The 13,065-nt window shown below is 72.5% G+C and carries 10 protein-coding genes and 1 pseudogene; 4 read left to right on the top strand and 7 right to left on the bottom strand.

Annotated elements, in window-relative coordinates:
• Positions 1 to 7 precede the first annotated feature (7 nt).
• On the top strand, positions 8 to 1,213 hold the full coding sequence (locus CC117_RS26395) for an amidohydrolase family protein (protein ID WP_084132825.1): 1,206 nt from the start codon (positions 8 to 10) through the stop codon (positions 1,211 to 1,213).
• Between the two features lie 19 nt (positions 1,214 to 1,232).
• Here CC117_RS26395 and CC117_RS26400 read toward each other — a convergent pair whose 3' ends face one another.
• The gene (locus tag CC117_RS26400; protein WP_071088810.1) at positions 1,233 to 3,779 is read right to left on the bottom strand and encodes a sensor histidine kinase; all 2,547 of its coding nucleotides are present in this window, start codon (positions 3,777 to 3,779) and stop codon (positions 1,233 to 1,235) included.
• A gap of 251 nt (positions 3,780 to 4,030) precedes the next feature.
• Here CC117_RS26400 and CC117_RS26405 point away from each other — a divergent pair, with 251 nt between their 5' ends.
• Together CC117_RS26405 and CC117_RS26410 are read left to right on the top strand one after the other, a co-directional pair.
• Complete coding sequence (locus CC117_RS26405; protein WP_131803139.1) at positions 4,031 to 4,642, top strand: hypothetical protein; 612 nt, start codon at positions 4,031 to 4,033, stop codon at positions 4,640 to 4,642.
• A 127-nt stretch (positions 4,643 to 4,769) separates the two neighbouring features.
• A pseudogene (locus CC117_RS26410) lies at positions 4,770 to 5,368 on the top strand (class I SAM-dependent DNA methyltransferase).
• A 45-nt stretch (positions 5,369 to 5,413) separates the two neighbouring features.
• Here the strand turns inward: CC117_RS26410 and CC117_RS26415 are convergent.
• The 3 genes from CC117_RS26415 to CC117_RS26425 all read right to left on the bottom strand — a co-directional run bounded on the left by CC117_RS26415 (position 5,414) and on the right by CC117_RS26425 (position 8,833).
• Positions 5,414 to 7,831: an ATP-binding cassette domain-containing protein gene (locus tag CC117_RS26415; RefSeq protein WP_071088814.1), complete on the bottom strand. Its 2,418-nt coding sequence runs from the start codon at positions 7,829 to 7,831 to the stop codon at positions 5,414 to 5,416.
• A gap of 118 nt (positions 7,832 to 7,949) precedes the next feature.
• The gene (locus CC117_RS26420) at positions 7,950 to 8,360 is read right to left on the bottom strand and encodes a VOC family protein (protein WP_026311247.1); all 411 of its coding nucleotides are present in this window, start codon (positions 8,358 to 8,360) and stop codon (positions 7,950 to 7,952) included.
• A 5-nt stretch (positions 8,361 to 8,365) separates the two neighbouring features.
• Positions 8,366 to 8,833 (bottom strand): helix-turn-helix transcriptional regulator, encoded by a 468-nt coding sequence (locus CC117_RS26425; protein ID WP_071088817.1) that lies wholly within the window; start codon positions 8,831 to 8,833, stop codon positions 8,366 to 8,368.
• Positions 8,834 to 8,953: 120 nt separating this feature from the next.
• Here CC117_RS26425 and CC117_RS26430 point away from each other — a divergent pair, with 120 nt between their 5' ends.
• Positions 8,954 to 9,547, top strand: a complete 594-nt coding sequence (locus CC117_RS26430) for a GNAT family N-acetyltransferase (protein ID WP_084132827.1) — start codon at positions 8,954 to 8,956, stop codon at positions 9,545 to 9,547.
• 38 nt (positions 9,548 to 9,585) lie between these two features.
• Here the strand turns inward: CC117_RS26430 and CC117_RS26435 are convergent, their stop codons facing one another.
• Genes CC117_RS26435 through CC117_RS26445 form a run of 3 tightly spaced genes read right to left on the bottom strand, consistent with a single transcriptional unit; the run spans position 9,586 to position 13,062 of the window.
• Entirely contained in the window at positions 9,586 to 10,611 is a 1,026-nt protein-coding gene (locus CC117_RS26435) for a sulfurtransferase (protein WP_084132829.1), read from the bottom strand.
• Positions 10,604 to 11,755, bottom strand: a complete 1,152-nt coding sequence (locus CC117_RS26440) for an LLM class flavin-dependent oxidoreductase (protein WP_071088819.1) — start codon at positions 11,753 to 11,755, stop codon at positions 10,604 to 10,606. The genes CC117_RS26435 and CC117_RS26440 overlap by 8 nt, the downstream gene beginning before the upstream one ends.
• Complete coding sequence (locus CC117_RS26445; RefSeq protein ID WP_071088821.1) at positions 11,752 to 13,062, bottom strand: LLM class flavin-dependent oxidoreductase; 1,311 nt, start codon at positions 13,060 to 13,062, stop codon at positions 11,752 to 11,754. Before CC117_RS26445 ends, CC117_RS26440 begins: the two co-directional genes overlap by 4 nt.
• Between the last annotated feature and the right edge of the window lie 3 nt (positions 13,063 to 13,065).

The raw sequence follows: 13,065 nt of genomic DNA on the forward strand, positions 1-13,065 counted from the left end.
CACGGTGATGTTTGATCGCGACGCAGATCAGGCCTCCGACCCGACGCAGGCGGAGCACAGCCTCTCCCCCGGCCGGTCAGGCGTGGATAACCGGGCGGGCCGCGCCTCCCGCCGGAGCCTGCTGCTGACCGCGACCGGCGTGGTGGCCGGGGCCACGGTGGCGGCCGGCGGGACAGCCGCCGCCACGACCTCCCCGGCGCCGGCCCCGTCGTCGTCGCTGCTGCCCGGCCAGCCGGGCGAGCCGGCCGGATCCCGCCGGGAGATGCCGCTGCGCATCGACGTGCACCACCACGCGATGATGCCGGTGCCCGTCCGGGACTGGCTGATCGCGCACGGGGTGATCCCCCCCTCCGGCGGCCCCCTCAACACCCAGTGGGACATCGACACCGCCATCGCCACCATGGACCAGTACGGCATTCAACTGGCGCTCGTCTCCGCGGCCGTCCCCGCCGCGTTCACCCCCACTCCGGCGCTGGCCGTCGAACTGTCGACGATCGTCAACGACAGCCTGAGCGCCATCTCGGCCGCACGCCCGGACCGCTTCGGCTGGCTCGCCACGATCCCGTTGCTGGACGCGGCGGACGCCGTCCGGGAGATCAACCGGTCCTACGACGAGCTCGGAGCCGACGGGGTGCTGCTCACCACCCACGCCGGCACCCGCTACCTCGGCGACCCGACGCTGGAACCGGTGCTGGCGGCGCTGAACGCGCGGGACGGCGTGGCGCTGGTGCACCCCTACGACCTGCCCGGTGCGTCTCCGATCGCGGTACCGGCCTTCCTGATGGACTACGCGGCGGACACCGGACGGGCCGCCGTGCAGCTCATCGTGTCCGGCGCGCTCGACCGCCATCCGCGGATCCGCTGGATCCTCGCGCACGGTGGCGGGGCGTTCCCCTACCTGGCCGGCCGGCTCTCGCTGGGTCGTGCGCTGGGGTACGGGGCCGACCCGGCGGTCGTCCGGTCGGCGCTGCGCCGGTTCTGGTACGACACCGCCGGCCCCATGTCGCCGTACTCGACGCCGAGCCTGATCGCCGCCGCCGGCACGGACAAGATCCTCTTTGGGTCGGACTACAACGCGATCCCCGCGGCCACACTCGGCGACGGCGTGGCCGCGTTGCGCGCAGATCCGGCGCTGGACTGGCAGGCCCGCGCCGCGATCGCGCGCGGCAACGCCCTGCGGCTGTTCCCCGCCCTCGCCAGCCGGCTGCGCTGAGCGGCCAGCGTAGATCAGGTCAGAGCTGCGCTGACTGCCACCGCAGTTCGACGGTGAGGCGTCCGTCGTCGACGTCCACGAGGGCCTGGACGGCGCCGGTGAGGGCCGGCGGTTCGCGGCCGCCGGGCCAGGCGGCGGAGACGAACACGCTGCCACCGTCGGTGCCGCTCCACATGGTGAGCATCGCCCGGTTCTCCGGCAGGATCGCCAGGGTGCGGTCGAGCAGGTCCACCAGCCCAGCCCGCAGGTCGAGCGGGACGGCGAGCGGCACCGCGCCCGGCTCGCCGGCGATCTGGACCTCGACCGTCATCCCTCGCCCCTCCGCGGCGGCCACCACGGCCTCGATGTCCTCGGCGAGCGTGGCCAGGGTGGCGCCGGCACCGTCCCGCGCGAGCATCCGCCGGATGCCCGCCGCCTGTCGTGCGCACAGCCGGCGCCACCGCGGGTCCCGCGGATCGGCGTCACCGCCGGCGAGGGCGTCCAGCATGGGAAGGACCTCGCCGCGGATGGCGCCCAGCCAGCGGGCCCGCTCCGCGCGGATCATCGCGTCCGAGTCCTGCCCGGCGAGCGTCTCCGCCTCGGTCCGGACGGCCAGCGCGGTGGTGTCGGCGGTCCGGCGCAGCAGCGGCCCGATCATCGCCACCATGAGCTGCAGCCCGAGGATGCCGTAGACGAGGGACAGCAGACGCGAGAGCGTCAGCGGGTCGGTCGCGCCGCGTACGAGCACCGTCACCACAACCGCTGCCAGGGCGACGGCGGCGGCGGCGATCGCCTGCGCGGCCGTCCGGGAGGCGGTCACGAAGGCCAGCAGCAGCGCCACCACGATGAGCGGCCAGTTCGTGATGCGCAGCAGCTCGGTGTTGTCGACGTTGACGCTGGCCAGCACCGCGCCGACCGACAGCGCGGTCAGGCCGGCAGCCTCCGCGCCCGACAGCGGCCGGGGCCGGGACACCGTCGCCACGGCGACCGTCCCCAGCCCCAGCGCGCACCAGATCCCGAGGGCGGCGAGCGGGGAGTGCACGCGCCCGAGGGTGCTGAACAGCGGCACCAGCATCAGCACATGCCAGGCGAGTGCGACACCGGCGACCACGGCCCGCAGGCCGGAGCCGTAGTCCTGGCGCAGGGCCGCGGCGGTCATCTCCCGCACCAGCTCCGCGCCGGCCCGCTCGCCGTACCCCGCCTCGTACCCCGCCTCGGCCGCCGCTTCCGGCGTCGGTGCCGCCGGCACCGACGGACCGGCCGGCCAGCGCATCGTGACGACGGTGCCCTGCCCGGGCGCCGAGTCGACGGTGGCCAGGCCGCCGGCGTCGCGGACCCGGGCGAGCACCGACTGGCGCACCCCGAGCCGGTCGGGGGCAGCCCGGCCCGGTTGGAAGCCGGCACCCTGGTCACGTACCCGGATCGTCAGCCGCCCGGGTGCCCGCTCCACCCGCACCCAGGCCTCGCCCGTCCCCGCGTGCCGCGCCACGTTCGCGAGCGCCTCGCCGGTCGCCCCGGCCAGCGCGGCGACGACCGCCGCCGGCGGCTCGTCCGACGGCGCCAGCACGGACCGCTCGAGCGGCGAGGTCCCCTGCAGGTGCACGACAAGACCACGGTCGCCGGCGCTCGCGACGGCCGCGGTGAGCGCCGCGTCGAGCCCGACCGGCGGCGGCCCGAAGTCGTAGGCGAGCAGCTGCCGGATGGCATCCGCACTCGCCCCGCACCGGCGGCGGGCCAGAGCGACATCGTCGCCGCCGCCCCAGGCAAGGCCGGTGAGCGTGTTCAGCACGGTGTCGTGCAGAACCCGCTGGCGCTCGCGGCGGTCATGGTCCAGCGTGAGCACGAGCAGCCGGGCGCGATGGCCCAGCATCGCCGAGGTCAGACGGTCGTCGGCGCGGCGACCCGAAGCCCGCAGCCGTACCGCGGCACACGCGAACAGCACCGGCACCACGATCGTGAACGTGACAGCGGTGAACACCTGCGGGCGCCCCTCATGCCCACCCACGGCCACCGCGACGACCAGGCATGCCTCAGCCACCGCGAACCGGCGCGGGGACAGCGCCCACCCCGCGGTCAGCCCGGCGTGCAGAACGGCGAGCAGTACCCAGTTCCCGGTATCGCCGATCGATGGCGGTGGCAGACAGAACGGGCTGAGCAGCATCGGAACCGCGGCTACCGCCACCGTCGCGGCCGCCATCCGCTCACCGACACCGTGGCGCAGGCTCCGCATGACGAAGAACGCGCCCCAGGCCGCGGTGCCCACGATCACCAGCACCGCAGCGGGCTTCTCCTCGTACCACGACCGCCACAGGAACAGGTAGATCACGGTGATGAGACACACTGCCGCCCGCAGCCCCGCGAACGAACGGACCACCGACCGTTCCAGCGCCGCCCCGGCCCTCGTCGACCCGGCCGGAGCATCGTCACCCGGACGCTCCAGGTCGCGGCCGCCGTCCCGCCACGGAAACGGCACCGGAACCGCGGACGCGGCCCGGGCAGGAACCCCTACCGGCTCCAGCGCCCCCACGGACGACAGAACACCCACCGGCGCCGTCGGCACCGCCGTGTCCCTGTCGCGCGTCCCCATGCGTTCACCCTGCCATGGCCGAGGTCTCTCGGAGAGCGGGTGGCCCGGAAGCCTCCATTCACCCGCGCTGATCGTCGATGATGCGCGCCCGTCAGCAGTCCGTAATTCTCTACCTTTTTAAACGAGATGTTGGAGCCCAGGAAGTGTCGGTGCCGACTGGAACTGTGCGAGGTTCCGCGGTGGGAACCCGTCCGGTCATCTCGGGTGGGTGAGCGCCCATAACCGTCGGCTTGCCGCACAGCGTCACTGGCATGGCGGTGATCCGCGCGCCGCGCCGGCCCCTGGTCAGCTGCCCGCCACCATGGCGGACCATGGCCGCCTTCGCCGTTGTCCGCGCTGCCACAGCCGCCGCGCTCGTTCTCTGCGCGTTCGCGGCCTGCGGGAGAGTCGTGCCCGCCGCGCGCGGCTCCGACGCGCCGGGCACCACGCCTCCCGCCGCGACAACCCCGTCCACAAGCAGCTCGTTCGTCGCACTCGGACCACGACAGGGCACGCTCGACGAGGCCGCCGGCCGGCGGCTCACCACCTGGCTGACGGTCATTGTGCTGGCCGGTGGCGGCCAGGAGGCCACGGGCGACCCCGGGGCCAGGCCGAACGGATACGGGCGGTGGGCTTCACGGATCTGGCTTCGCGCCACCGACAGCAGCACCACCGAGGGCGGCACCGCCGAGGGCCGGGTGTCCATCGACGTGTACGCGGACGTCCAGGACCGGGAACGCTGGCAACGCGAGACCGCTGCCGGCCCACGGCATCTGATCACGGGGCCGCTGTGGACGATCATCACCTCCAGCGAGAGGGACGAGGCGCTGGTCCGCCGCCATCTCGCGCGGGCATCCGCCAGGACCACTCCCCCAGCGCCCTGACCGTGCCCGCTCGCCGGTTCGCCACGGTCGGCGGTGCGGAGCAACAGCACCGAAGGCTTCCACGAGGAGCGCCGGGAGCACGGAAAAACCGGGTGCGCGAAATCGGCACGGCCGCCAGAACAGGTGCATGGCCGCGACGAGAGCGCAGCATTCCCACGACGATCTGACGTCCTATGGCGATGGGGTCGCCGACGTCTATGACGACTGGTACTCCGACCCGGAGAAAAGCACGACGGAAACGCCGGCAGTTGATTTCCTGCAGGCGCACGCGGGCGACGGGCCGGTGCTGGAGCTGGGAATCGGCACCGGCCGGGTCGCGTTGCCGCTGGCCGCCCGGGGCGTCACGGTCGCCGGTATCGAGGCGTCGGGGCGCATGGTCGCCCGGCTGCAGGAGAAACCCGGCGGGCGGGAGATCCCCGTGGCCAACGGTGACTTCGCGGACGTCGCGGCGCCCGGCGGGCCCTTCGAGATGGTGTTCGTCGTCTTCAACACCTTCTTCATGCTGACCGAGYAGGAAACCCAGGTGCGGTGTTTCCGCAACGTCGCCGCCGCGCTGCGGCCCGGCGGGGTCTGCGCTACGCCTGGCCGGCGGAGCTGGACCTGATGGGCCRCATCGCCGGGCTGGAGCTCGCCGAACGCTGGGGCGACTGGTCGCGGCAGCCGTTCACCGCGGCCAGCGGCTTCCACGTCTCCGTCTGGCGGAAACCGGCCGCGCCGGGCGGGTGACGGCCCCCGGCCGCCGATCTGCCTATGCCGGTCACCGCACGCCGGTCACTGCGTGCCGACGTAGTCGGCGAGGTGCTGGCCGGTGAGAGTGGAGCGGGCGGCGACGAGGTCGGCCGGGGTGCCCTCGAACACGATCCGGCCGCCGTCGTGCCCGGCGCCGGGGCCGAGGTCGATGATCCAGTCGGCGTGCGCCATGACCGCCTGGTGGTGCTCGACCACGATGACCGACGTGCCGGCGTCCACCAGCCGGTCGAGCAGGCCGAGCAGCTGCTCGACGTCGGCGAGGTGCAGGCCGGTGGTCGGCTCGTCCAGGACGTAGATCCCGCCCTTGGCGGCCATGTGGGTGGCGAGTTTGAGCCGCTGCCGCTCGCCGCCGGACAGCGTGGTCAGCGGCTGGCCGAGGCTGAGGTAGCCGAGCCCGACGTCCGCGAGCCGGCGCAGGACGGCGTGCGCGGCCGGGGTGCGGGCCTCCCCCGCACCGAAGAACTCCTCGGCCTCGGCCACCGACATCGCGAGGACCTCACTGATGTCACGCCCGCCGAAATGATGGTCGAGGACGGATGCCTCGAACCGCTTGCCCTCGCACTCCTCGCAGGTGGAGGACACGCCGGCCATCATCCCCAGATCGGTGTAGATGACGCCGGCGCCGTTGCAGGCCGGGCAGGCGCCCGCCGAGTTGGCGCTGAACAGCGCCGGCTTCACGCCGTTGGCCTTCGCGAACGCCTTGCGGATCGGGTCGAGCAGGCCCGTGTACGTGGCCGGGTTGCTGCGCCGGGAGCCGCGGATCGCGCTCTGGTCGACCGACACCACACCCGCGCCGGCCGGAATCGACCCGTGCACCAGCGAGCTCTTGCCGGAACCGGCCACGCCGGTGATCACGACCAGCACCCCGAGGGGGATGTCGACGTCCACCGCGCGCAGGTTGTGCGCCGACGCCCCGCGGATCGGCAGCTGCCCGGTGGGAGCACGGACACTCGCCTTGAGGGCGGCCCGGTCATCGAGGTGACGGCCGGTGAGGGTGTCGCTCGCCCGCAGTCCGTCGACGGTGCCCTCGAAGCAGACGGTGCCGCCGGCCGTCCCGGCGCCGGGGCCGAGGTCGACGACGTGGTCCGCGATCGCGATCGTCTCCGGCTTGTGCTCGACGACGAGGACGGTGTTGCCCTTGTCCCGCAGCCGCAGCAACAGGTCGTTCATCCGCGCGATGTCATGCGGGTGCAGACCGGTCGTCGGCTCGTCGAACACGTAGGTGACGTCGGTCAGTGACGAGCCGAGGTGGCGGATCATCTTGACCCGCTGCGCCTCGCCGCCGGACAGCGTGCCCGACGGCCGGTCCAGTGAGAGGTAGCCCAGCCCGATCTCCACGAACGAGTCGAGGGTGTGCGCGAGCGCGGCGAGCAGCGGTGCGACCGACGCCTCGTCGAGCCCGCGTACCCAGCCAGCCAGGTCACTGATCTGCATCGCGCAGAGATCGGCGATGTTGGCCCCGCCGATGCGCGACGAGCGGGCCGCCTCGGAGAGCCTGGTCCCCGCGCACTCGGGGCAGGTCGTGAACGTCACCGCCCGCTCCACGAACGCGCGGACGTGCGGCTGCAGCGCGTCGACGTCCTTCGACAGGAACGACTTCTGGATCCGCGGGATGAGGCCCTCGTAGGTCAGGTTGATGCCGTCGACCTTGATCTTGCGGGCCTCGCCGTACAGGAACTCCTGGCGCTGCTTCTTCGTGAACGCCGAGATGGGCACGTCGCCCGGCACGACCGCGGCGAAGATGCGCCCGAACCAGCCGTCGGCGCTGTACCCGGGGACTGTGATCGCCCCTCCGGTGAGCGACAGCGACTCGTCGAAGATCTGGGTGAGGTCGATGTCGGAGACCGAACCCCTGCCCTCGCAGCGCGGGCACATGCCGCCGGTCCGGGTGAAGGTCGTCTTCACGGTCTTACTGGAACCGCGTTCGACCGTGAGCGCGCCGCTCGCCCGCACCGACGGCACGTTGAACGAGTACGCGTTCGGCGAGCCGATGTGCGGCTGCCCGAGCCGACTGAACAGGATGCGCAGCATCGCGTTCGCGTCGGTGGCGGTACCGACCGTCGAACGGGGGTCGGCACCCATCCGCTGCTGGTCGACGATGATCGCGGTCGTCAGCCCCTCCAGGACGTCGACCTCGGGCCGCGACAGCGTCGGCATGAACCCCTGGACGAAGGCACTGTACGTCTCGTTGATCATCCGCTGGGACTCGGCGGCGATCGTGCCGAACACCAGCGAGCTCTTGCCCGAGCCGGAGACGCCGGTGAACACCGTCAGCCGCCGCTTCGGCAGCTCGACGCTGACATCCTTCAGGTTGTTCTCACACGCGCCCTGCACGCGGATCAGGTCGTGGCTGTCGGCGGCGTGCGACCGCGACGGTTCGCGGGGGTGCGGCGGCTGCTGCTCCGTCGGCTGCGGATCGGTCTTCGTGGCCGTGCTCATCGTGTCTCCAGCTGGGTCCGTCAGGCGGGGCGTTCCGTCGGGCGGGGTCAGGCAGGCAGGCGGGCAGGTCAACGCGGTTCCTGGACCAACGCGGTTCCCGGTCGGTGTGGTTCCCCGGTCAGCGCAGTTCCTGGAGGCGGATCAGGTTACCCGCGGGGTCGCGGACAGCGCAGTCACGCACCCCGTACGGCTGCTCGGCCGGCTCCTGGACGATCTCGGCGCCGCCGGACTGCAGCTGGTCGAACGCCTTGTCCAGGTCGGCGGTGGCCAGCAGGATGCTGGCGTAGGTGCCCTTGGCCATCATCTCCGTGATGGTGCGGCGCTCGTCCTCGGTGATGCCGGGGTCCACGGCCGGCGGGTGCAGCACGATGGACGTCCCCGGCTTCCCGGCGGGGCCGACGGTGATCCAGCGCAGGCCCGAGTAGCCGACGTCGTTGCGGACCTCGAAACCGAGAACATCCCGGTAGAAGGCGAGGGAGGCCTCGGGGTCGTCGTGCGGGAGGAAGGTCGAGTGAATGGCGATGTCCATGGCCGTCACGCTACGTGCGGCCCCGTCACCGCCGCTTCTCGATTCCTGACCGGTCTGGCGCCCCGGACCGGCCTGGTGACCTGCTTCGCCACGCACGGCGGCATTCCCGCGGTGGCGCGGGCCGCCTCCCGCCGGTAGACACTCGGCGGCACACCGACCAGCTCGGTGAACCGGGTACTGAACGTTCCGAGCGACGAGCAGCCCACCTCGAAGCAGACCTCGGTCACACTGAGATCGCCGCGGCGCAGCAACGTCATCGCCCGTTCGATCCGCCGGGTCATCAGGTAGCCGTAGGGCGACTCGCCATAGGCGCGCCGGAACTCCCGGCTGAGGTGCCCCGCCGACATGTGCACGCCGCGGGCGAGCGCCTCGACGTCCAGCGGACGGGCGTACTCCCGGTCGATCCGGTCCCGAACGCGGCGCAGGCGGGCGAGGTCACGCAGATGCCGCTCGGCGGCGTTGCTGCTCGTCACCTGCGCAATCGTGCCACGCCCCACCACGGTCACAGCCGGCCGGCAGGCCGGCGCGGCCGGCCTGCCCGTCGAAGCAGCCTTGCCACCAGTACCAGAACGGCCGACGTCGACAATGGATTCATGGAACGCGAACAGCTGGTCGGCGACAGGACCACGGGCACGGCGACGTCGGCCGAGATCGCGGTCAGGTCCGCTTCGGGGCGGGCGGACGCCGCCATCATCCAGTCGATCTACAGGCCGTGGGTCGAGCGGACAGCGGCCTCGTTCGAGGAGGTCACGCCGAGCGTCGAGGACATCCTGGCCCGTATGGAGACCCGGCCACGGCTGCCGTGGCTGATCGTCGAGGTTGATCGCGAGGCAGCCGGCTATGCGTACGCCAGCAGGCACGCCCCGCGGACGGCCTACCGCTGGTCAGCCGACGTCTCGGTCTACCTGAAGGCAGAGCATCGCGGGCGGGGGCTGGGCAGGGTGCTGTACGAACGGCTGATCCCCGAGGTCCGCGCTCTCGGTTACGTCAGCCTGTTCGCCGGGATCACCCAGCCGAACCCCGCAAGCGTGGCTCTGCACACCGCGCTGGGCTTCCAGCTCATCGGCATCCACCCGAACACCGGCCACAAGTTCGGCCGCTGGCACGACGTCGGCTGGTACGTCCAGTCGCCACCCAACCCGCCGCAGTCCCCGGTCGAACCGCGCGACTGGGCGTCCACGATCTGATCACCGTCCCCGTCGGACCTGCACCGCCCCCGGAGGTGTCAGGCCTCGGGTCCGAGTGTGAGTGGCAGAGCCGGCTGTGTCGCCCACTCCAGCATCGAACCGTCGTACACGGCGGCGTCCGGGCCGCCGGCCGCGGCCAGCGACAACGCGTTCCACGTGGCGCTCACGCCGCCACCGCAGTAGAAGATCGTCCGGCGTCCGGCGCTGTCGTCGAGGGCACCGACCTTCCGCATTGCGGTCTGGATCCGGGCGGTGGGAAGCGGCTCGCCGCTGTGGGCGTCCACCAGCGTCCGCGCGTCGAGGTTGCGGGCGCCCGGGACGTGTCCCGCGCGGTAGGGCCGGTCGATCGAGCCGCGGTAGGCGGCCTCACTCCGGCTGTCGACCAGCAGTGTGGCCGGGTCGCCGATCGCCGCGAGCACCTCGTGGCGATCGGCCGCCAGGCGGGGGCGGCGAGCCGAGGGGAACGTGCGGGATGCGTTCTGCTCGCTGCCCGCTCTCACTGGCAGCCCGCGTGCCACCCAGTTCCGGTAGCCGCCGGCCAGGACCGCCACCTCGTCGTATCCCTCGTAACGCAACTGCCACCACAGCCGGGCGGCCCAGACACTGGCCTCGGGAGTCTCCGCGGTGCCGCCCTGGTCGTAGATCACGACCTGGCGGGATGGCCCGATACCGAGCCGGCCGGCCGCCGCCGCGAACTTCTCCGCGGAGGGGAGCATGAACATGTACGGCGACGGATCGTTGAGGTCGTCGAGGAGATCGGCGTAGACCGCGCCCGGGATGTGCCCGGCGGTGTAGACGGCCCGGCCCCTGTTGCCATAAGTGCCCTGGTCGTTCGGGCTGATGTGACTGGTCGCGTCGACCAGGACCAGATCCGGGTTGCCGAGCCGGACGTGCAGCCAGTCGGCGTCGACGAGATGGCGCTGCTGCGCGCCACCGACGGGTCCGGGGGTGGGGGTGGGGTCCGGGCGCTGCTCCGGAGCCGGGCTCACGGCCTGGGTCGACGCCTCCGGGTTCCCAGTGGGGGCCGAAGGCGCGGTCTGCGCAGGGTGCGGGCTGTCAGTCACCGTGGTTCCTTTCTTGTGGCCCCCGTCGTGGCCCCCCTGCCGTGGCGCCCGCCGCGGGACGCCAGCCGAGCCGGGGCGCGACCTCGGTGGCGATCGTCTCGATCCAGCGGATGGTCCGGTCCAGTTCGGCGGTGGAGCCGCTGTCGGTGGGCAGGGCGTTGACCACCGGCATCAGATACCCGGCGTGATCGAGCAGCGCCGGGTCCGCACGCAGACTCTCGGCGATGTCGTCGGGACTGCCGATGTGCATGTTCAGACCGGCGACGATGTCGTCGTCGGTCAGGTCCGAGACCGGTACACCCCTGGCCTCCGCCACCCGTCCGGCCTGGGCTCGCAGGAGCCCGGCGAGCTCGTGCTTGGCGCTCTCCCTGTTCCGGGCGGCGAACAGCATCCGGATTGCGGCGAGCCGCGGGCGCAGGTCCGCTCGCACGGTCGGTGGCGCGTCGACCGCCCCGCGGGCGGCCCACTCGTCCAGGTAGGCGTCGACCAGCGGTCGTTGCACGGCTTTGGCGTCCAGCGTGGCCGTCCCGTACATGACGCCCAGGCCGAGCCGGGCGGCCCGCCGGACGCTCGCCTCGGTGCCGTGCGCTCCCCACATCCGCGCCAGGAGCCCTTTCGCCGACGGGGTCAGCACACTGTCCGTGCCGCGCACCGGCTCTCCGGCGAGGATGGTCTGCAGCTCGGCCGCCTTCGCGAAGTACTCCTCGCCCGCCACCGCGGGGTCGCGGCCGAAGGCCGGGTAGCGGGCGAGGTTGGCGCCGCCGGTACCGAGCCCCAGCTGGACGCGGCCACCGCTGAGCGTGTCCAGGACGGCGGCGTCCTCGGCCACCCGCACGGGGTCCGTCAGCGGCAGCACGACGGCGGAGACACCGAGCTCGATCTGGCGGGTCTGCGCGGCGATGGCGGCCAGCGCGACCATCGGCGACGGCACCTGGCCGGCCTGGGGGCCCGCGAGATGGTGCTCGGCGATGAAGCCGCCGTCGACACCGAGGGCGTCGGCGGCGACGAACAGCTCGGTCAGGTGATGGTAGGCGGTGGCGGAGCCGCCGCTGCCCGTCACGTGTGTCATGAAGCCGAGCTTGAACTGCGGGCGCGGGCGCGGCTCCTCTCCGGGCGCGGGCTCCGGCCGGGTCGGGGCGGTCATCCCAGCTCCGCGTCGTAGTGGGAGCGCAGGGTCCGGCCGGTGTAGTCGCGCCGGAAGATGCCCCGGCGCTGCAGGAGCGGAACGACCTGGTCGACGAAGTCCTCCAGGCCGCGCGGGACGACCGGCGGCATGACGTTGAAGCCGTCGGCGGCCCGGTTCTCGAACAGGAACTGCATCTCGTCGGCCACCTGCTCGGGGGTGCCGACGACCATCTTGTGCCCGAAGCCCGCGGCGAAGGTGTTCAGCAGCTGACGGGCGGTGAGCTGCCTGCCCTCGGCCAGGGAGAGCACAACCTTGAGCCGGCTGGTGAGGCCCTGGAAGCCCTCGCTGTCGCCGAGCCGGTCGGGCAGCGGCTCGTCCAGGGGCACACCACTCAGGTCGATCCCGGTCATGGTGTGCAGCGACGCGATGCCGAACGCGGGGATCACCAGCTCGTTGAGCTCGTCGAGCAGATCCTGGGCCGCCTGCTCGGTGTCACCGATCACGGGGCACAGCCCGGGCAGCACCTTGACCGCGTCCGGGTCGCGGCCGAAGGCGGCCGCGTGTGCCTTGATGTCGGCGTAGGCCTGCTGGGCGCCGTCCAGCAGGGGCTGGGCGGTGAAGATGGCGTCGGCGTACTTCGCCCCGAAGGCGCGACCGACCGGCGACGAGCCGGCCTGGACGATCAGCGGCTTCTCCTGCGGTGACCGCACGACATTGAGCGGGCCGCGCACCGTGAAGTACTTTCCGACGAAGTCGATCGGACGGATCTTGTCCAGGTCGGCGTGGATGCCGTTGGCCTTGTCCGCCACGATCGCGCCGTGCTCCCAGCTGTCCCAGAGCGCGAGGACCACGTCGACGAACTCCTCGCCACGCGCGTAGCGCTCCTCGTGGCTGGGGAACGGCGCGTCGCCGAAGTTCGCGGCGACCGCCGCCTCGGACGTGGTCACGACGTTCCAGCCCGACCGACCGCCGCTGACCTGGTCGAGGGAGGCGAGCGCGCGCGCGACCGTGTAGGGCTCGCTGTACGTGGTCGACAGGGTCGCGATCAGCCCGATCCGGCTGGTGACGCCGGCGAGGGCGGTCATCGTGACGATCGGGTCGAGGGTCGCCCGGACGCCGTGGGGCGACATCGGGCCGATCCACGGCGAGTCGGCGACGAAGACCGCGTCGAACTTCCCGCGCTCCGCGATCTGGGCGTTCCGTTGCAGGGTCTCGATGCCGAGGGCCCCGATCGGGTCGGCGTCCGGGTGCCGCCAGGCCGCCTCATGGCGACCGGTGCCGACGCCGAAGAGATTGAGATGGAGCTGACGCGGTTGTTCGGTCACAGC

The sequence above is a fragment of the Parafrankia colletiae genome, from assembly GCF_001854655.1.
Classification (GTDB): Bacteria; Actinomycetota; Actinomycetes; order Frankiales; family Frankiaceae; genus Parafrankia; species Parafrankia colletiae.